This is a genomic window from Pseudomonas sp. GW823-FHT03E05, assembly GCF_058796855.1.
In genome coordinates, this window is record NZ_JBXAJB010000002.1 from 1,006,327 (window position 1) to 1,025,352 (window position 19,026).

General features: G+C 58.4%; 18 protein-coding genes and 3 tRNA genes. 2 read left to right on the plus strand and 19 right to left on the minus strand.

All coding sequences use genetic code 11. The annotated features are described in order from the left end of the window. Window positions 1–243 precede the first annotated feature (243 nt). The gene (gene nadC / locus AC1RCO_RS12355) at window positions 244–1,092 is read left to right on the plus strand and encodes a carboxylating nicotinate-nucleotide diphosphorylase (protein WP_015634124.1); all 849 of its coding nucleotides are present in this window, start codon (window positions 244–246) and stop codon (window positions 1,090–1,092) included. A 40-nt stretch (window positions 1,093–1,132) separates the two neighbouring features. On the opposite strand, the gene AC1RCO_RS12360 is transcribed toward nadC, so the two are convergent. The 18 genes from AC1RCO_RS12360 to rlmE form a co-directional block, all read right to left on the minus strand. Next, window positions 1,133–1,429, minus strand: a complete 297-nt coding sequence (locus tag AC1RCO_RS12360; protein ID WP_015634123.1) for a DUF6388 family protein — start codon at window positions 1,427–1,429, stop codon at window positions 1,133–1,135. Between the two features lie 321 nt (window positions 1,430–1,750). After that, window positions 1,751–2,281 (minus strand): hypothetical protein, encoded by a 531-nt coding sequence (locus tag AC1RCO_RS12365; RefSeq protein WP_065364627.1) that lies wholly within the window; start codon window positions 2,279–2,281, stop codon window positions 1,751–1,753. A 425-nt stretch (window positions 2,282–2,706) separates the two neighbouring features. Next, a tRNA-Thr gene (locus tag AC1RCO_RS12370) sits at window positions 2,707–2,782 on the minus strand. A 119-nt stretch (window positions 2,783–2,901) separates the two neighbouring features. Next, window positions 2,902–5,007 (minus strand): polyribonucleotide nucleotidyltransferase, encoded by a 2,106-nt coding sequence (gene pnp, locus AC1RCO_RS12375; protein WP_015634122.1) that lies wholly within the window; start codon window positions 5,005–5,007, stop codon window positions 2,902–2,904. Window positions 5,008–5,204: 197 nt separating this feature from the next. Continuing rightward, window positions 5,205–5,474, minus strand: coding sequence for a 30S ribosomal protein S15 (gene rpsO / locus AC1RCO_RS12380; protein ID WP_011059205.1), 270 nt, complete (start codon window positions 5,472–5,474; stop codon window positions 5,205–5,207). Window positions 5,475–5,589: 115 nt separating this feature from the next. Further along, on the minus strand, window positions 5,590–6,507 hold the full coding sequence (gene truB / locus AC1RCO_RS12385; RefSeq protein ID WP_011059204.1) for a tRNA pseudouridine(55) synthase TruB: 918 nt from the start codon (window positions 6,505–6,507) through the stop codon (window positions 5,590–5,592). A 3-nt stretch (window positions 6,508–6,510) separates the two neighbouring features. Further along, window positions 6,511–6,912 carry a 30S ribosome-binding factor RbfA gene (gene rbfA / locus AC1RCO_RS12390; RefSeq protein ID WP_011059203.1) on the minus strand — a complete coding sequence of 134 codons (402 nt, stop codon included), beginning with the start codon at window positions 6,910–6,912 and terminating at the stop codon, window positions 6,511–6,513. 159 nt (window positions 6,913–7,071) lie between these two features. Next, window positions 7,072–9,588, minus strand: a complete 2,517-nt coding sequence (gene infB, locus AC1RCO_RS12395) for a translation initiation factor IF-2 (RefSeq protein ID WP_011059202.1) — start codon at window positions 9,586–9,588, stop codon at window positions 7,072–7,074. A 27-nt stretch (window positions 9,589–9,615) separates the two neighbouring features. Continuing rightward, window positions 9,616–11,097: a transcription termination factor NusA gene (nusA, locus tag AC1RCO_RS12400; protein WP_011059201.1), complete on the minus strand. Its 1,482-nt coding sequence runs from the start codon at window positions 11,095–11,097 to the stop codon at window positions 9,616–9,618. A gap of 47 nt (window positions 11,098–11,144) precedes the next feature. Further along, window positions 11,145–11,603 carry a ribosome maturation factor RimP gene (rimP, locus tag AC1RCO_RS12405; RefSeq protein ID WP_041120545.1) on the minus strand — a complete coding sequence of 153 codons (459 nt, stop codon included), beginning with the start codon at window positions 11,601–11,603 and terminating at the stop codon, window positions 11,145–11,147. Window positions 11,604–11,733: 130 nt separating this feature from the next. Next, window positions 11,734–11,810, minus strand: a tRNA-Met gene (locus tag AC1RCO_RS12410). Window positions 11,811–11,906: 96 nt separating this feature from the next. Next, a tRNA-Leu gene (locus AC1RCO_RS12415) sits at window positions 11,907–11,992 on the minus strand. A gap of 29 nt (window positions 11,993–12,021) precedes the next feature. After that, window positions 12,022–12,405: a preprotein translocase subunit SecG gene (gene secG / locus AC1RCO_RS12420; RefSeq protein ID WP_015634120.1), complete on the minus strand. Its 384-nt coding sequence runs from the start codon at window positions 12,403–12,405 to the stop codon at window positions 12,022–12,024. Window positions 12,406–12,409: 4 nt separating this feature from the next. Further along, a complete protein-coding gene (tpiA, locus tag AC1RCO_RS12425; RefSeq protein ID WP_015634119.1) occupies window positions 12,410–13,165 on the minus strand; it encodes a triose-phosphate isomerase in 756 nt (251 codons plus the stop codon). A 66-nt stretch (window positions 13,166–13,231) separates the two neighbouring features. Further along, window positions 13,232–14,569, minus strand: coding sequence for a phosphoglucosamine mutase (gene glmM, locus AC1RCO_RS12430; protein ID WP_011059199.1), 1,338 nt, complete (start codon window positions 14,567–14,569; stop codon window positions 13,232–13,234). A 16-nt stretch (window positions 14,570–14,585) separates the two neighbouring features. Beyond that, window positions 14,586–15,437, minus strand: a complete 852-nt coding sequence (gene folP / locus AC1RCO_RS12435; RefSeq protein WP_220223695.1) for a dihydropteroate synthase — start codon at window positions 15,435–15,437, stop codon at window positions 14,586–14,588. A gap of 8 nt (window positions 15,438–15,445) precedes the next feature. Continuing rightward, window positions 15,446–17,350, minus strand: a complete 1,905-nt coding sequence (gene ftsH / locus AC1RCO_RS12440; protein ID WP_011059197.1) for an ATP-dependent zinc metalloprotease FtsH — start codon at window positions 17,348–17,350, stop codon at window positions 15,446–15,448. A gap of 201 nt (window positions 17,351–17,551) precedes the next feature. After that, window positions 17,552–18,181: a 23S rRNA (uridine(2552)-2'-O)-methyltransferase RlmE gene (gene rlmE, locus AC1RCO_RS12445; protein ID WP_011059196.1), complete on the minus strand. Its 630-nt coding sequence runs from the start codon at window positions 18,179–18,181 to the stop codon at window positions 17,552–17,554. 104 nt (window positions 18,182–18,285) lie between these two features. Between rlmE and AC1RCO_RS12450 the strand changes: the two genes are divergently transcribed. Next, complete coding sequence (locus AC1RCO_RS12450; RefSeq protein ID WP_015634115.1) at window positions 18,286–18,594, plus strand: YhbY family RNA-binding protein; 309 nt, start codon at window positions 18,286–18,288, stop codon at window positions 18,592–18,594. A 12-nt stretch (window positions 18,595–18,606) separates the two neighbouring features. On the opposite strand, the gene AC1RCO_RS12455 is transcribed toward AC1RCO_RS12450, so the two are convergent. Continuing rightward, the gene (locus AC1RCO_RS12455; protein WP_011059194.1) at window positions 18,607–19,011 is read right to left on the minus strand and encodes a hypothetical protein; all 405 of its coding nucleotides are present in this window, start codon (window positions 19,009–19,011) and stop codon (window positions 18,607–18,609) included. Between the last annotated feature and the right edge of the window lie 15 nt (window positions 19,012–19,026).

Here is a 19,026-nt window from a genome sequence, read left to right on the forward strand (position 1 = left end):
CCAAAGACACGTCAAAGCTATGACGTCAATTACAAGTCATATTATCTTGTAAAAGTCCCCTCTTGCGCCAGCAGACTCTGTGGCCTCCTCCGAAATAACCCCTAGCGACTCAAGAAAAGTCACTCCTATTCATCAGACAAAGCTATCCAGGACAGGTTCGCCAATGCCTTGCAGGCATTTGCCACCTTGGGTTCGCTGATCCCCTGGCCCTATAATCGGCGCACTTTGTTTGTGGAGCCCGTTATGCCGAATCTACGCCTCGCCGACCTGACCGCCGAAATCGAAGCCAACGTGCGCCGTGCGTTGCTGGAAGACATCGGCAGCGGCGACATCACCGCGCAACTGATCCCGGCCGAACGTCTGGCCAAGGCCACCATCATTACCCGCGAAGCCGCAGTAGTCGCCGGCACCGCCTGGGTCGATGCGGTCTTTCGCCAGCTGGACCCGCGGGTCGCTGTGCACTGGCAAGTGGCCGACGGTGAGCGGGTGGTGCCCAACCAGGTGCTTTTCCACCTCGAAGGCCCGGCCCGCTCGCTGCTCACCGGCGAGCGCAGTGCCCTGAACTTTCTGCAACTGCTGTCCGGCGTGGCCACCCGCGCGCGGTACCTGGCGGACTTTGTCGCCGATACCCAGGTCAAGCTGCTGGATACCCGCAAGACCCTGCCGGGGCTGCGCCTGGCACAGAAGTACGCGGTCACCTGCGGCGGTTGCCACAACCACCGCATCGGCCTGTATGACGCCTTCCTGATCAAGGAAAACCATATCGCTGCCTGCGGCGGTATCGCCCAGGCCATCAGCGCCGCCCACAGGATCGCCCCGGGCAAGCCGGTGGAAGTGGAAGTGGAAAGCCTGGAGGAACTGAAGGAGGCCCTGGCCGCCGGGGCCGACATCATCATGCTCGACGAACTGAGCCTGGACGACATGCGCGAGGCCGTGCGCTTGAACGCCGGCAAGGCCAAGCTGGAAGCCAGTGGCGGGATCAACGAAAGCACCTTGCGCCCGATCGCCGAGACCGGGGTGGATTACATTTCCATCGGTGCCATGACCAAGGACGTGAAAGCGCTGGACCTGTCCATGCGCTTGAGCCTCTGAGCCATGAAAAACGCCAGCCTGGTTCAGGCTGGCGTCGTGCTCAACCGTCGATCTCGTTGAGCTGCAGATAGTCCTCCAGGTCCATGCCCAGCGCTTCAGCAACTTCCTGATGCACCTCCAGGCGCATGGCCTTCAGTTCCTCCGGTGTTTCTGCCACCAGATCGAGCACCAGTTCCCATGGCTCTATGCCGCGGGATTCCGCCTCGTCCTCGAACGCCCATTGCGCCTGCTGCTTCTGCTCTTCCGGGCTCAGGGCGCTGATTTCCTCTTGCAAGGAAGGCGTGGCAGCCAGGTACCTTTCAAGCGCTACGTCGATTCTTGCCTCTTTAGGAATCATCTCGTTCTCTCTGATCGTGGGAATGGAAGATGGATCTGGATCGTTGGGATCTCTCTGCCGCAAAAAACCGTTGTGAACTTCGATTTATCTGGCCTTCAGAACCATTCTGGATCATCTGAAAACAGCATGCTGGTACTCAGACAGGGACCGAATATAGGACCTTTGGTCCACGATTTATATGACCTGATGCACCCATTGGAGAAAAACTCCGGGTTTTCCAAGCCACCGGCAGACGCCAGCCCGGCAGAACCCTCAGAGAACGAGATTTCGCAAATGCAGCCGCAGCGATATTTCATGCCGGTGTTTCACCAGGTTACGGAGCTAGGACCCCACAGCCGTAGCTGTTCCTTTTCTCAAGCAAGCTCCTGTCTGCCCGACATCGATAAGCCTTCTTAGATTATCGAGAATATCGAACTCCTTTACTTCTCCATCCTTGGCTATGAGGATCCCGGCTCTAGTCAGCCATAGATACCCTTCCTTGCTTTGATTAGGGATGACAGTGACTACGAAATTCAATGTCGGACTCTCTGGACGACTCTCCGGCACCTTGGTCTCAGTGAAATTGAAAGTCAGTTCATTATCATCGCCTGGTGAAACGCTTTGCGCGCTGACAACAGGCAGCCGAGCCCTTGAAGCAGCAGGAAACTCAGCGGAATACAACACACTTCCTCCCTGTACCTGCTTGGTTATTCTTAAGAAATATTGCTCCAGGTCTTTGGTATTCGTTGGCGTCGTGCAGTCTTCGCCTTCAGCGGCAAAATATTCCCCCTCAAACTCATAAGAGGGTCCTTTCTCACAGGCTGCAAGGGACAGCGACACTACGCCGGCCAAAGCCAACTTCCACTTCTTCACACCGGTCACTCCATGATTTGCGGGCGTCATTATGCGCAATGCCCCTGGCTGCTACCACCCGGTTCATGACCCGCACAGGTGTGAACAACTGGGCACTAACCTCGTCCAGACACAAAAACACCGACACCAGATAACCCCGAGCAAACCGCTGGAAACTCGGTACAGGATGCTGAGTACAGGCGTGGAAAGTCTTCGTTGATACAAGTCTCTCTGGCTGCTAAATCCGCATAAACAATGAGGCGCACGTCCACAAACAACTATAGGAGCGCTCAATTGAATAGCACCGGGAACCTCTGAAACTTCCACAGCACACTTTTGCGGGTGCTCCGTAATTTCCCGCCTTTCAAGGGCGCTTATTCAAAGCCTGGCGAACTTTGTTGGGAGGGTGGGTTTAGACAGCCATAAACTGCTCTCAACCCGAAATGTGGTGCCGGAGACAGGAATCGAACCTGCGACCTTCGCGTTACGAGTGCGCTGCTCTACCGACTGAGCTACACCGGCGTGGGCTAAAACCTAGCACCAGCGCCCCGGGCCGGCAACCGAGCGGCTTTTATCGCAGATAGCAAAACGCCCCGAACCAGTCGGGGCGTCTGCTTGTTCAGCGTAAGGCTAAAGGGTGATTAAACGCCCGAAGCCTTGGCTGCTGCCACGTCTTTGATGGACAGCTTGATACGGCCGCGGTTGTCCACGTCCAGTACCAGCACTTCCACTTCCTGGCCTTCTTTCAGGATGTCGGTGACTTTCTCAACGCGAGCGTCGCTCAGCATGGAGATGTGCACCAGACCATCCTTGCCCGGCAGGATGTTGACGAAAGCGCCGAAGTCGACGATGCGCTCAACCTTGCCGACGTAGATCTTGCCGATCTCGGCTTCCGCGGTGATGCCCAGAACGCGCTGACGCGCGGCCTCTGCAGCTTCCTTGGTTTCGCCGAAGATCTTGATCGAGCCGTCGTCTTCGATGTCGATCGAAGCCTTGGTTTCTTCACAGATCGCGCGGATGGTGGCGCCGCCTTTACCGATGACGTCACGGATCTTGTCGGTGTCGATCTTCATCGCGATCATGGTCGGAGCGTTGGCCGACAGCTCGGTACGGGACTGACCGATGATCTGGTTCATCTGACCGAGGATGTTCAGGCGAGCTTCCAGGGCCTGGCCCAAGGCGATCTCCATGATCTCTTCGGTGATGCCCTTGATCTTGATGTCCATCTGCAGCGCGGTGACGCCTTTGGCGGTACCGGCGACCTTGAAGTCCATGTCGCCCAGGTGGTCTTCGTCACCCAGGATGTCGGTCAGGACTGCGAACTTCTCGCCTTCCTTGACCAGGCCCATGGCGATACCGGCAACCGGCGCCTTCATTGGTACACCAGCGTCCATCAGCGCCAGGGAAGCACCGCACACGGAAGCCATGGAGCTGGAACCGTTGGACTCGGTGATTTCCGATACTACGCGGATGGTGTAAGGGAACACGTCGGCGGCTGGCAGCATGGCCTGGACCGAGCGACGGGCCAGACGGCCGTGACCGATTTCACGACGACCAGCGCCGCCCATGCGACCACACTCGCCCACCGAGAACGGAGGGAAGTTGTAGTGCAGCATGAAGGGGTCTTTCTTCTCGCCTTCCAGGGTGTCCAGCAGCTGTGCGTCACGGGCAGTACCCAGGGTCGCAACCACCAGGGCCTGGGTTTCGCCACGGGTGAACAGGGCCGAACCGTGAGTCTTGGGCAGTACGCCGACTTCGATGTTCAGCGGACGTACAGTGCGAGTGTCGCGGCCGTCGATACGTGGCTTGCCGTTGACGATGTTTTCGCGAACGGTGCGGTATTCGATCTCGCCGAAAGCGGCTTTGACGTCGGACGCCGAAGGCTGGCCTTCTTCACCGGAGAGCTTGGCGACGACCTGGTCTTTCAGCTCGCCCAGGCGAGCGTAACGGTCGGCCTTGACGGTGATGGTGTAAGCCTGGGAGATGGCTTCGCCGAACTCGGCACGGATAGCGCCCAGCAGTTCGGTGGCTTCTGGGGCAGCAGCCCAGTCCCAGGTAGGCTTGGCAGCTTCGGCGGCCAGCTCTTTGACAGCCTTGATCACCGACTGGAATTCGTCGTGGGCGAACAGTACAGCGCCCAGCATCTGGTCTTCGGTCAGCTCTTTGGCTTCCGATTCAACCATCAGTACGGCTTCTTCGGTACCGGCCACGACCATGTCCAGGCTCGAAGCAGCCAGTTGCTCGTAGGTCGGGTTCAGCAAGTAGCCGGTGCTTTCGTGGAAAGCCACACGAGCGGCGCCGATCGGGCCGTCGAAAGGAATGCCGGAGATCGCCAGGGCAGCCGAGGTACCGATCATCGCAGCGATGTCCGGATCGGTCTTCTTGCTGGTGGAAACCACGGTGCAGACAACCTGCACTTCGTTCATGAAGCCTTCTGGGAACAGAGGGCGGATCGGACGGTCGATCAGACGCGAGGTCAGGGTTTCTTTCTCGGAAGGACGGCCTTCGCGCTTGAAGAAACCGCCAGGGATCTTACCGGCAGCGTAAGTCTTTTCCTGGTAGTGAACAGACAGAGGGAAGAAGCCCTTGCCTGGATCGGCTTGCTTGGCGCCAACCACGGTCACCAATACGCTGACGTCGTCGTCAACGGTGACCAATACTGCGCCGGAGGCCTGACGGGCGATACGGCCAGTCTCGAGGGTTACGGTCGACTGACCGAACTGGAATTTTTTGATTACCGGGTTCACGGTGTCCTACCTTCTTTGTGGCTCTTGGGGAAACTTGCTTCTTGCGAAATTCTTGGGCAATGCGGGGAATCGGCCCAGCCTTTATTGTCCAGGTAAAACAGTGCAGCAGATAAAACTTGAGGCTGGAAGCCTGCCATACGCCGGCGGAAAAACCGCTGACGCATGGCAAACAACCAACCTCATAGCGCAATCGCTGATTAGCGACGCAGACCCAGACGACCGATCAGGGTGCTGTAACGGCTCAGGTCCTTGCCTTTCAGGTAGTCCAGCAGCTTACGACGCTGGTTTACCATGCGGATCAGGCCACGACGGGAGTGGTGGTCTTTACCGTTGGCTTTGAAGTGACCTTGCAGTTTGTTGATGTTGGCGGTCAGCAGTGCAACTTGCACTTCTGGCGAACCAGTGTCACCAACAGCTTGCTGGTAGTCGGTTACGATCTGAGCTTTTTCTTCAACGCTGAGTGCCATGTGGGCAATCCTTATATCAGGAAACTGTTCAAGAACAGTTTCAACAGGCCAGGGACAAATCCCTGTATCTATAAATGAGTAGTGACCGTGCCTGTTAACAGCCACCCTCGTCCGGTCATTCTGACCGAATCAGTCGACGCGGCGCGATGCGCCCGTCTTCGCTCACTTCACCGATACCGATGAAGCGACCGTTGTGATCCTGTACCCGCACCATGCCGAACTTCGGTGCATCCGGGGCACGTACCGGCTGGCCGTTGAGCCAGTAGAACGCGCTGTGCTCCGAGAACTGCAGCAGCGGCCAATCCAGCAGACCGCTGTCCGATGGCATCAGGAAGCGGTCTACCGCTTCGTTGCCGCCTTCGGCGTGCACTGCTTCAAGCTCTTCCAGGGTGACCGTCTGCGCCAGGCTGAAAGGTCCGGCCTGGGTCCGTCGCAGTTCTGCAACGTAGGCACCACAGCCGAGCTTTTCACCGATATCTTCCACCAGGGTGCGGATATAGGTGCCTTTGCTGCAGTCCACCGCCAGGCGAGCAGTGTCACCTTCGAAGGCGAGCAATTCCAAGCGCGCAATAGTAACAGAACGCGGTTCGCGCTCCACCACTTCCCCTGCACGAGCCAGTTTGTAGAGTGGCTGGCCATCGCGCTTGAGGGCCGAGTACATCGGCGGTATCTGCTTGATTTCGCCACGAAATTCCGGCAATACCGCCTCGATATCGGCACGACCAACGGTCACTTCGCGGGTCTGCAAAACTTCGCCTTCAGCGTCCGCGGTGGTGGTGGTCTTGCCCAACTGAGCCAGGGTTTCGTAACCCTTGTCGGAATCGAGCAGGTATTGCGAGAACTTGGTGGCCTCGCCAAAGCACAGCGGCAAAACGCCGGTGGCCAGGGGGTCGAGGCTACCGGTGTGGCCGGCCTTCTCGGCGTTGAGCAGCCAACGGACCTTCTGCAGCGCCGCGTTGGAGGTGAAGCCCAGCGGCTTGTCCAGGAGGATGATGCCGCTGACGTTACGACGGATACGCTTGACCTGAGCCACCGCTTACTCCTTGGCGTCTTCAGGGGCAGGCGCGTCGCCATGCTGGCTGTCTTCAGCCACGGCACGCTCGATCAGGGCCGACAGGTGCGCCCCGCGGGCGACGCTCTCGTCGTAATGGAAGTGCAGTTGCGGCACGCTACGCAGCTTCATTTCCTTGGCCAATTGCATGCGCAGGAAACCTGCCGCCGAGTTCAGCACCTTGATGCTCTGGGCGATTTGTTCGGCGTTCTCCTGGCCCATCACGGTGATGAAGATCTTCGCGTGGCCGACGTCGCGGCTGACTTCCACGGCGGTGATGGTCACCAGGCCGACGCGTGGATCCTTGACTTCACGACGGATCAGTTGCGCCAGTTCGCGCTGCATCTGATCACCGATACGTTGGGTACGGCTGTATTCTTTTGCCATGTCTTGTTACCTGTTACTGCCTCACGGTGAAACCCGTGTGGTCTGAAAGCGGCAAACGCCCGGCCTGGCAGAAGCCAGACCGGGCGTTGCGTTTAGAGGCCGCCGAGGGCGCCGTGCATTTGCATGCGAGCGGCCATCAGGGCTCTTGAAGTGCGCGAGTTAGAGGCTGCGAGCAACCTGGACCTTCTCGAAGACTTCGATCTTGTCGCCGACTTTGACGTCGTTGTAGCTCTTCACGCCGATACCGCATTCCATGCCGGCACGTACTTCAGAGGCGTCATCCTTGAAGCGGCGCAGGGATTCCAGCTCGCCTTCGAAGATAACGATGTCTTCACGCAGTACGCGGATTGGACGGTTACGGTGCACGACACCTTCGATGACCATGCAACCGGCGATCGCGCCAAACTTCGGCGAGCGGAACACGTCGCGAACTTCGGCAACACCCAGGATGTTCTCCCGAACGTCGCTGCCCAGCATACCGGTCAGGGCTTTCTTGACGTCTTCGATGATGTCGTAGATCACGTTGTAGTAACGCATATCCAGACCTTCCTGCTCGACGATCTTCCGTGCGCCGGCATCGGCACGCACGTTGAAGCCGAACAGTACAGCGTTGGAGGCCAGTGCCAGGTTGGCGTCGCTTTCGGTGATACCACCGACGCCGCCACCCACTACGCGCACTTGCACTTCGTCGTTGCCCAGGCCGTTCAGAGCGCCTTGCAGAGCTTCCAGCGAACCACGGACGTCGGATTTGAGGACGATGTTGAGCGTCTTCTTCTCTTCCTGGCCCATGCTTTCGAAGATGTTTTCCAGCTTGCCGGCGTGAGCACGGGCCAGCTTGACCTCGCGGAACTTGCCTTGACGGAACAGAGCCACTTCACGGGCTTTCTTCTCGTCGGCAACCACGCTCATCTCGTCGCCAGCGTCCGGAGTACCGTCCAGGCCGAGGATCTCGACCGGAATGGAAGGACCGGCTTCCTTGATTGGCTTGCCGTTCTCGTCGAGCATGGCGCGCACGCGGCCATAGTTCGAACCGACCAGCACCATGTCGCCTTGACGCAGCGTACCGTCCTGAACCAGCACGGTAGCTACCGGGCCGCGGCCCTTGTCGAGGCGGGACTCGACCACGACACCGCGGCCCGGGGCCGAAGGAGTCGCCTTGAGTTCCAGGACTTCGGCCTGCAGCAGAACAGCTTCCAGCAGGTCGTCGACACCGGTACCCATTTTCGCGGAGACCGGTACGAATGGAGTATCACCACCCCAATCTTCCGACGTCACGCCGTGAACCGAAAGCTCACTGCGGATACGGTCCAGGTCGGCGCCCGGCTTGTCGATCTTGTTCACCGCAACCACCAGCGGAACGCCGGCAGCTTGTGCGTGCTGAACGGCTTCAACGGTCTGCGGCATCACGCCGTCGTCCGCTGCAACCACCAGGATCACAATGTCGGTGGCCTTGGCACCACGGGCACGCATGGCGGTAAACGCGGCGTGACCAGGGGTGTCGAGGAAGGTGACCATGCCGCGCTCGGTTTCTACGTGGTAGGCACCGATGTGCTGGGTGATGCCGCCGGCCTCGCCCGCGGCCACTTTGGCGCGACGGATGTAGTCCAGCAACGAAGTCTTACCGTGGTCAACGTGGCCCATTACGGTCACGACCGGCGCACGGGCAACTGCTTCACCTTCGAACTTCAGGGACTCGGCCAGGGAATCTTCCAGGGCGGTGTCGCTGACCAGGGTCACTTTGTGGCCCAGTTCTTCAGCAACCAGCTGGGCAGTTTCCTGGTCCAGAACCTGGTTGATGGTGGCTGGAGTACCCAGCTTGAACATGAACTTGATGACTTCGGCAGCCTTGACCGACATCTGCTGGGCCAGTTCGCCCACAGTGATGGTCTCGCCGATCTGCACGTCACGTACCACTGGCCCGGTTGGGCTCTGGAAACCGTGAGCATTGCGCTTCTTCAGCTTGGCCTTGCCGCGACCACCACGACGGAAGCCATCGCTTTCTTCGTCGGTGGTACGTGGGGCAACGCGCGGAGCTGGCGCCTTTTCCTTGACCGAAGCACGATGCGGAGCATTTTTGCGCTCGCCATCGCCGCCACGACGGTTGTCGTCGTTGCGGGTCTTGTCCGGACGGCGCTGTTCGTCTTTCTTGCGCGCGTCAGCTGCTGGAGCCGCAGTGGCCACCGGAGCTTCCTGCACAGGCTCGACTACAGGCGCTGGAGCAGGAGCTGCTGCTTGCGCAGCAACCGGCTCGGCAACCGGAGCAGGCTGGCGACGCGCTTCTTCTTCGGCGCGACGCTTGGCTTCTTCTTCAGCCTTCTGACGAGCAGCATTTTCTACTGCGCGACGTTCTTCCAGTTCGCGTTGACGCTCGGCTTCGATTTCTTCCGGGCTGCGCTGTACGAAGACTTTCTTCTTGCGCACTTCAACGCTGATGCTCTTGCTGCCAGCAACCCGCAGGGTGCTGGTGGTCTTGCGCTGCAAAGTAATTTTGCGTGGTTCTTCCACTTTCGCCTTGTGGCTGCTTTTCAGGTGAGTCAGCAACGACTGCTTCTCACTGTCGCTCACATGTTCCTCGGCGGCGGTGTGCGGCAGACCTGCCTCACGCATCTGCTGCAGCAGGCGCTCTACCGGTGTTTTGACCTCATCGGCCAGTTGTTTCACCGTGACTTGCGTCATGCACTTCTCTCCTCAGGCCGCGCCTAATTACTCGAACCAGTGGGCTCGGGCGGCCATGATCAACTTGCCGGCACGATCATCGTCAATGCCGTCGATGTCGAGCAGGTCGTCAATAGACTGCTCGGCCAGGTCTTCGCGGGTAATTACGCCGCGCACCGCCAGTTCCATCGCCAAATCCTTGTCCATACCCTCAAGCGAGAGCAGGTCTTCGGCCGGATGGGCGTCTGCCAGCTTTTCCTCAGTAGCGATGGCTTTAGTCAACAAGCGATCCTTGGCCCGAGCGCGAAGCTCGTTGACGATATCTTCGTCAAAGCCGTCGATGTTGAGCATTTCTTCCAGCGGTACGTAGGCAATCTCTTCCAGGCTGGTGAAGCCTTCATCAACCAGAACCTGTGCCAGTTCTTCATCGACTTCCAGCTCGTCGATGAAATTGCGCAGGATGTCGCCGGTTTCTGCTTGCTGCTTGGCCTGGATGTCCGATTCGGTCATCACGTTCAGGGTCCAGCCAGTCAGTTGGCTGGCCAGACGCACGTTCTGACCACCACGACCGATGGCTTGAGCCAGATTGTCTGCGCCAACGGCGATGTCCATGGCATGGGCATCTTCGTCGACGATAATTGCCGCGACTTCGGCCGGCGACATGGCGTTGATCACGAACTGCGCCGGGTTCTCATCCCACAGGACGATATCCACACGCTCGCCACCCAACTCACCGGAAACGGCCTGGACGCGCGAACCGCGCATACCAATGCACGCGCCCTGCGGGTCGATGCGCTTGTCCTTGGAGCGAACTGCGATCTTGGCCCGCGAACCCGGATCACGGGAGGCGGCCATTACTTCGATCAGGCCTTCGGCAATTTCCGGCACTTCGATACGGAACAGCTCGATCAGCATTTCCGGCGCGGTACGCGACAGGATCAGCTGCGGGCCGCGGTTCTCGGTGCGGATTTCCTTGAGCAGCGCGCGCAGACGCACGCCAACCCGGAAAGTCTCACGGGAGATGATGTCTTCACGGGCCAGCAACGCCTCGGCGTTGTTACCCAGGTCGACGATCACGTTGTCACGTGTCACTTTTTTCACGGTGCCGGAGATGATTTCCCCCAGGCGCTCGCGATAGGCATCAACTACCTGTGCGCGCTCGGCTTCGCGAACCTTCTGCACGATGACCTGCTTGGCGGTCTGGGCAGCGATGCGGCCGAACTCGATGGATTCGATCTTTTCTTCGATCACATCACCGACTTTGGCGTCGGGATGGGTTTCGCGAGCCTTGCTCAACCAGGTCTCGACCGCTGGATCATCCAGGTCGGCTTCTTCGACCACCGTCCAGCGACGGAAAGTTTCGTAGGAACCGGTGTGGCGATTGATTTCCACACGCAGGTCTACTTCGTCCTCAAAACGCTTCTTGGTAGCAGTGGCCAGGGCCAGCTCCAGCGCTTCAAAAATTACGCTTGCCGGTACACCCTTTTCATTGGATACCGACTCAACAACCAGCAGTACTTCTTTGCTCATCGTACGCCTCGCCTTTCGCAAGCCATTGGATCCGCGGGATCCGCGTCTCAGTCAAAACTGGGAATTATGTTGGCCTTGTCGATCATATCGATCGGCAACAGGAACTCATGGTCATCCACTTGCACCACGACATCCTGTTCCTCCACCCCGCGGAGAAGGCCCTGAAAATTACGCCGACCTTCGAAGGGCGAGCGCAGCTTGATCTTCACTTGCTCACCGACATACTTGGCAAACTGTTCAAGAGTGAACAGTGGGCGTTCCATGCCAGGAGAGGAAACTTCAAGGGTGTATTCAACGGAGATCGGATCTTCTACGTCGAGAACACCACTGATCTGACGGCTGACGATGGCGCAATCGTCCACCAGCACGCCGCCTTCTTTATCGATATAAACTCGCAACAATGAGTGGCGACCCTGAGCCGAAAACTCAATACCCCAGCATTCATAGCCAAGGGCCACGACCACCGGGGCCAACAAGGCCTGCAACTGTTCTAGCTTGCTCGACACCTGAACCCCCTCGTGCATGCTTGTGCAAATAAAAAATGGGCGAAGCGCCCATCCCGGAAACGCCGTTGAATAGCGGCGTTGTAAAGTGTCCAGCTAACAAAAAGCCCCTGAAAAGGGGCTCCGCTAAAACTGGTTGCGGGGGCCGGATTTGAACCGACGACCTTCGGGTTATGAGCCCGACGAGCTACCAGACTGCTCCACCCCGCGACAAAGCTGGGGCGGAAGTATACGACTGATCCCTTTTTGGGTCAATGTAACCTTCCACCTACAAGAAAGCCCGCAACAGCGGGCTCTCCTGATAATTGGTACCGAGAAGGGGACTCGAACCCCTACACCCTATGGGCACAACCACCTCAAGGTTGCGTGTCTACCAATTCCACCACCTCGGCATAGACTACGTTACTGCGTGAAACTCTTCTTACTTCTGCTCTGGAGCTGGAGGTACGTCAGTCGCGCTGTTGGCCGACTTTTGCTCTTGGAGCACCGGGACATCATCAGAAGCCGGTTTTTGCTTTGGTACTTCAAGCACTGCTGGATCTGGCAAACCTACTTGAGTCAGCTGGTGAGCTTTCTCTTTAGCAAAGTAACCTAACCCCAAGCTGGTTATGAAGAAACCGGCGGCAAGTATAGCAGTAAACTTACTAAGAAAGGTAGAGGAACCTTGGCTTCCGAACACAGTATTTGAAGCACCTGCACCGAAAGACGCGCCAGCATCCGCACCTTTACCCTGCTGCAGCAAAACCAGAGCAACTACGCCCAGGGCACCCAGCAGATGAAAAACGACTACGACTGTTTCCAGCATTTTTTCAGTTTCCCGCGGCGCGACAGATCGCACCGAACTCATCTGCATTCAGGGAAGCTCCACCAATGAGCCCCCCATCGATATCCGGCATGCCGAACAGTTCGACCGCATTGGCCGCCTTCACGCTGCCGCCGTATAGAAGCCGCACACCTCGTGCCACTTCAGAATTTTCTGCCGCCAACTGCGCGCGGATAGCTGCGTGCACATCCTGCGCCTGTTGCGGTGTCGCAGTCAGCCCGGTACCAATGGCCCAGACCGGCTCGTAAGCGATAACAGCATTGGCGAACGCACCAACACCCAACTCTTCGATGATGCTGCCCAGCTGACGCCCGACAACCTCTAGAGTCTTCCCGGCTTCGCGCTGCTCGAGGGTCTCCCCTACACACAGAACCGGCTTCAAGCCACAGGCCTGCGCCGCTGCGAACTTGCGATTGAGAGTCGCGTCACGCTCACCCATGATCAGGCGGCGCTCGGAGTGCCCAACCAGCACCAGGGAACAACCTGCATCCACCAACTGACTCGGGGCGATCTCGCCCGTCAATGCACCTTGCATGGACTCCACCGCAGAGTTCTGCGCGCCGACCTGAATCGACTTACCCTTCAAGCCATCAATCACTTGATTGATATGCAAGCAAGGCGGGAATACCGCGACATCAACACCGCTTGGCAAGGCCAGATGACGAAGGCCGTTGATCAGCTCAGCGACGCTGGCGCGGGTACCGTGCATCTTCCAGTTACCAGCTACCATAGGGCGACGCATGCTGTACCTCGTCGGTCAAAGTGGGCGCAGATGTTACCCAACCAAAACAACACTGGCAAGCCGAAATCAGGCAGAAACTTCAGCAACCAGTTTCGCCAGCTCTTCGGCGTAAGCGCGAACCTGAGCTTCGTCGTCGCCTTCAACCATCACGCGCACCAGAGGCTCGGTACCCGACTTGCGCAACAGAACCCGACCACGCCCAGCCATAGCGGCCGTGACACGCTCGCAAGCCTCTTTCACCGCAGGATGCTCGACCGGGTTCTCACCGCCGCCAAAGCGCACATTGACCAGCACCTGAGGACACTTGCGCAGCCCCTGACGGGACTGGGCCAGGCTTTCACCACGAGCCTTGAGCGCCATCAGCACCTGCAGCGCGGCAATGATCGCATCCCCGGTAGTAGCATGACGGAAGCACACGATGTGCCCGGAGTTTTCGCCACCTACCAGCCAATTGCGCTCCAGCAGCTCGGCGATCACATAACGGTCACCGACGTTGGCCCGAACAAAGGGGATACCCAAGTCCGCCAGGGCCAGCTCCAGCCCCAGGTTGCTCATGAGCGTTCCGACCACGCCGCCTTGCAGCTTGTCACGCTCATGCAGGTCGCGAGCGATGATGAACAGCAGCTCATCACCATCCACGATCGCGCCAGTCTGATCGACCATCAGCACCCGGTCGCCGTCGCCATCAAAGGCAATACCCAGATCCGCGTGCTCGGCCAGGACCGCCGCTTGCAATTGCGACATATGAGTCGAACCGCAGTTCTCGTTGATGTTCAAGCCATTGGGTTGCGCGGACAGCACAGTGACCTGCGCCCCCAACTCGCGGAACACGCTTGGCGCCACCTTGTAGGTCGCACCATGAGCGCAGTCGAGAACAACTTTCAAACCAGCGAAGCTGGTGCTGGAAGGCACGCTGCTTTTGCAGAATTCGATATAACGCCCTGAAGCGTCGTTGATCCGCGAAACCTTGCCGAGCTTGCTCGACTCGACCACGGTCATCGGCGCATCCAGCAACTCCTCGATCATCAGCTCGACCTCGTCAGGCAGTTTGGTGCCTTCGCCCGAGAAGAACTTGATGCCGTTGTCATCATGAGGATTGTGCGAGGCACTGATAACGATGCCCGCCTCCGCATGGAAGGTACGCGTCAGGTAAGCAATGGCCGGAGTCGGCATCGGTCCCAGGAGCATCACATCAGCACCGGCTGCAGACAACCCGGCCTCCAGTGCAGACTCGAACATGTACCCGGAGATACGCGTGTCCTTGCCCACCAGCACGCGGCAGGCGCCCATGCTGCGAAATGCCATGCCGGCGGCCCAGCCGAGCTTGAGCATGAAATCAGGAGTGATAGGGAATTCGCCTACACGGCCGCGGATACCGTCGGTGCCAAAGTATTTTTTAGTCATAAGTACTCCATCATTCTTATTCGGCGGATTCCACTGCCGCAATCATTCGCACCACATCCACGGTCTCGGCGACATCATGGACACGGATAATTTTCGCGCCCTTGGCCACTGCCAGGGCCGCTAGCGCCAGACTGCCGTGCAATCGCTCACCTACGGGGCGATTCAAGGCCTGGCCAATCATGCTCTTGCGCGACACCCCAACCAACAACGGGCACCCAAGTGCATGCAAGGCATCCATATGCTTGAACAGGCTCAGGTTGTGTTGCAGGGTCTTGGCAAAGCCAAAGCCCGGATCGAGCACAATCCGCTCTGGACCGATGCCCACTGACGCACACTGGGCCATGCGCTCAACCAGGAACTCGGCAACCTCTCGGGTCACGTCCTGATAATGCGGGTTGTCCTGCATATCACCGGGCTCACCCAGCATGTGCATCAGACACACCGGCAAGCCAGTGGCCGCCGCCGCATCCAGGGCACCCTCCCGGCGCAATGAACGAACGTCATTGATCAGCCCTGCGCCGAGGCGAGCGGTTTCACGCATCACCGCCGGTGTCGAGGTATCAACAGAAATGATCACATCCAACTCACGGTGGATGCGCTCGACCACAGGCGCGACTCGCTCCAACTCCTCCAGCGGCGATACCGCACGGGCACCCGGGCGAGTGGATTCGCCACCGACATCAATCAGCGTAGCACCGGCCGCAACCATGGCCTCGGCATGCCGCAAAGCCAGATCAAGCTGGCTGAAGCGACCACCATCAGAGAAGGAGTCGGGAGTTACATTCAAGATGCCCATGACATGCGCACGGGCCAAATCAAGAACCCGGTTGCCGCAAGGCAACCGGGTGGAGGAAGGAACAGAAGTCATTTAAAACCTTAGTGGTCGGCTGCTGGGCCGCCAATGGGTGTTTCCGGACGCTCATTCTGCACTACTGGAGGAGGAGTACCCGAGCCGCCCTCCCAATCACGAGGTTCGCGTGGAGTACGCCCTGCCATGATGTCGTCGATCTGATCGGCGTCGATGGTTTCGTACTTCATCAGGGCGTCTGCCATGGCGTCCAGCTTGTCGCGGTTGTCCGTCAGGATCTGCTTGGCGGTGCCGTAGCACTGATCGATGATGCTGCGCACCTCGGAGTCGATCAGTTTCGCCGTTTCCGCAGACAGGCTCGCATGCTGGCTACCCGCGCTGCGCCCCAGGAACACCTCACCCTCTTCTTCGGCATACATCAGCGGACCAAGCTTCTCGGAAAGACCCCATTTGGTCACCATGTTCCGCGCGATCTGGCTGGCACGCATGATGTCGTTGGAGGCGCCGGTGGTCACGCCGTCGAAGCCAAGGGTCATTTCTTCGGCGATACGACCGCCGTAGAGCGAGCAGATCTGGCTGATCAAGGCACGCTTGGAGAGGCTGTAACGATCTTCTTCCGGCAGGAACATGGTGACACCCAAGGCCCGGCCGCGAGGAATGATCGACACCTTGTAGACCGGGTCATGCTCCGGCACGACACGACCAACAATGGCGTGGCCAGCTTCGTGATAAGCCGTGTTCTGCTTCTCTTTTTCGGACATGACCATGGATTTGCGCTCCGCGCCCATCATGATCTTGTCCTTGGCCAGTTCGAATTCCTTCATTTCAACGATGCGCTTGCCGGTACGCGCCGCAAACAGCGAGGCCTCGTTGACCAGGTTCGCCAGGTCGGCACCGGAGAAACCCGGGGTACCGCGGGCGATTACCGCAGGTGCGACGTCGTCGCCCATTGGCACTTTACGCATGTGCACCTTGAGAATCTGTTCGCGACCGCGAATGTCAGGCAGGCCAACCACGACCTGACGGTCGAAACGGCCCGGACGCAGCAAGGCCGGGTCCAGTACGTCAGGACGGTTGGTCGCGGCGATCACGATGATGCCGTCGTTCATTTCGAAGCCATCCATCTCAACCAGCAACTGGTTGAGGGTCTGCTCACGCTCATCATGACCGCCGCCCATGCCGGCGCCACGGTGACGACCGACGGCGTCGATCTCGTCGATGAAGATGATGCAAGGAGCATGCTTCTTGGCTTGCTCGAACATGTCACGGACGCGGCTGGCACCCACCCCGACGAACATCTCGACGAAGTCGGAACCGGAAATGGTGAAGAAAGGCACCTTGGCTTCACCAGCGATGGCTTTGGCCAGCAACGTCTTACCGGTACCTGGTGGGCCCACCATCAACACGCCGCGAGGAATACGACCGCCCAGACGCTGGAACTTGCCTGGATCACGGAGGAATTCAACCAACTCACCTACTTCTTCCTTGGCCTCGTCGCAACCGGCAACGTCAGCCAAGGTAGTTTTCACCTGATCTTCAGACAGCAAGCGCGCCTTGCTCTTGCCGAAACTCATCGGTCCGCCCTTGCCTCCGGCACCACCCTGCATCTGGCGCATGAAGAACATGAACACCGCGATGATCACCAGGATCGGGAAGCTGGCCACCAGCAGTTGAGTCCAGATGCTTTGCTGTTCAGGCTGCTTGCCTTCGACCACCACGTGGTTGTCCACCAGGTCGCCGATCAGGCCATTGTCCTGAATGGCAGGACGAATGGTCTTGAAGCTGTCACCATCGTTGCGCTTGCCGGTAATCACGTAGCCATCAACCGCTACGCGCTCGACCTTGCCATCCTTAACTTGCTGGATGAAGTCGGAATAGTTGAGGGTCTGCGGCTCGTTAGGGCTGGAGAAGTTGTTCATCACCGTCACCAGGACGGCGGCGATGATCAACCACAGGATCAGATTCTTTGCCATGTCGTTCAATTAACTACCCTCTGAAGCAAGCTCCGCTACTGGCGCGCGCTTCGCATGATATTCACCGGCCTAACTTACTACATTACCTACAGCTCTGGCAGGCGCTGTCTGTAACCCTATGTGAAACTTAGACTACACAATATGCGCTTAATCTGACGGGGCGAAATACGAAAATCCTATCACCCCAGTCAAAACTCTTACTTACTCACTACGACCACGGAAGCCGCGCCCCAGCAAGTATTGCTCCCGAGAACGGTCACGGGATGATGACGGTTTGCGCATCTGCACTTTCTCGAACATCTGCCGCACGCTCTTGTGGTACTCATCGAAGCCTTCACCCTGGAAGATCTTGATCAGAAAATCACCACCTGGACGCAAGACCCGACCAGCAAGATCCAGCGCCAACTCGCACAGGAACATCGCTCGCGGCATATCCACGGCTGCTAACCCACTCATATTGGGGGCCATATCGGAAATCACAAGGTCAACTTCAGAATTTCCGACCGCCTCGAGGATCTGCGCCAGTACTGCATCCTCAGTGAAGTCCCCTTGAATAAAGGTCACATCGGGAATGCTGTCCATTTCCAGGATGTCCGAGGCAATCAGGCGCCCCTGGCCACCAATCAGACGACTGGTCACCTGCGACCAGCCACCCGGGGCGGCCCCCAGGTCGATAACACTCATGCCAGGACGGATAAGGCGGTCCTTTTCCTGAATCTCCAGCAGTTTGTAGCTGGCACGGGAACGGTACCCATCTTTTTGCGCCATTTTGACGAATGGGTCGTTGAAGTGCTCTTTCAGCCAGTTATGGCTAGTTTTGGAACGGGCCACGGGCCACCTCAAAATAAAACGGGTCGTGATTAACTGGGCGGTCCCGGACTCGCTCGGGTAAACTGGCCGCCGCTTTTTACAAGATCAGACGCAGGGGTCAGATTATGCCGCTCACTCAAGAGCAGAAGAAACAGTACAAATCCATTGGCCACCATCTGAAACCAGTATTGACTGTGGCTGACAACGGTTTGACCGAAGGTGTATTAGCCGAACTTGAACGCGCCTTGAGCGATCACGAGCTGATCAAGATCAAGCTCAACATCCTCGAGCGCGAGTCGCGCCTGGAAGCCATTGCCCAATTGTGCAAGGCCGGCAAAGCGGATCTGGTGCAGGTCATCGGCAAGATGGCGCTGATCTACCGCAAGAACGCCAAGGTAAACAAGCAATTGTCGAACGTCCATCGTTTCCACTGACGTCGACTCGGGTCAAGGGTGTGCCTGGCGCACCCTGCCACCCCATCCCGGCACTGGCTGCAACACCAGTACCAGCCCGGAAAAACCCAGGACCAGATAGCTGAACAACTGCCAGCGCTGAGCTTCCGGCAACAAGATGCGTACGACGAAATACATCGCACACGCATACATCGCCATCAATAGCAGTTGCCCCCGAATATCCCGCCACAAGCTCCTCAGCCCTTCGGACTGGATCAATACCAGTATCTGCAGGACCAGGCACGCCGCCGAAAAACCTACCAGCAACGCACTGAGCAGCGACGAGATTTCTTCGATCAGCAAGGGGGCAAGGCCAATCTGCCCCAGGGCGGGCAGCAAGCCGAGATGCAACAACCACAAGCCGCCGACCCACAACATCTGGGCCAGCTGCCAAAGCATGGCGCCCGCGTGCAG

Coding starts and splice junctions, on each gene's coding strand:
- AC1RCO_RS12360 (WP_015634123.1), bottom strand. CDS start 1,429: ATGATTCCTAAAGAGGCAAGAATCGACGTAGCGCTTGAAAGGTACCTG.
- folP (WP_220223695.1), bottom strand. CDS start 15,437: ATGACTTCTGTTCCTTCCTCCACCCGGTTGCCTTGCGGCAACCGGGTT.
- nusA (WP_011059201.1), bottom strand. CDS start 11,097: ATGAGCAAAGAAGTACTGCTGGTTGTTGAGTCGGTATCCAATGAAAAG.
- ftsH (WP_011059197.1), bottom strand. CDS start 17,350: ATGGCAAAGAATCTGATCCTGTGGTTGATCATCGCCGCCGTCCTGGTG.
- infB (WP_011059202.1), bottom strand. CDS start 9,588: ATGACGCAAGTCACGGTGAAACAACTGGCCGATGAGGTCAAAACACCG.
- tpiA (WP_015634119.1), bottom strand. CDS start 13,165: ATGCGTCGCCCTATGGTAGCTGGTAACTGGAAGATGCACGGTACCCGC.
- nadC (WP_015634124.1), top strand. CDS start 244: ATGCCGAATCTACGCCTCGCCGACCTGACCGCCGAAATCGAAGCCAAC.
- secG (WP_015634120.1), bottom strand. CDS start 12,405: ATGCTGGAAACAGTCGTAGTCGTTTTTCATCTGCTGGGTGCCCTGGGC.
- rpsO (WP_011059205.1), bottom strand. CDS start 5,474: ATGGCACTCAGCGTTGAAGAAAAAGCTCAGATCGTAACCGACTACCAG.
- AC1RCO_RS12450 (WP_015634115.1), top strand. CDS start 18,286: ATGCCGCTCACTCAAGAGCAGAAGAAACAGTACAAATCCATTGGCCAC.
- glmM (WP_011059199.1), bottom strand. CDS start 14,569: ATGACTAAAAAATACTTTGGCACCGACGGTATCCGCGGCCGTGTAGGC.
- rbfA (WP_011059203.1), bottom strand. CDS start 6,912: ATGGCAAAAGAATACAGCCGTACCCAACGTATCGGTGATCAGATGCAG.
- AC1RCO_RS12455 (WP_011059194.1), bottom strand. CDS start 19,011: ATGCTTTGGCAGCTGGCCCAGATGTTGTGGGTCGGCGGCTTGTGGTTG.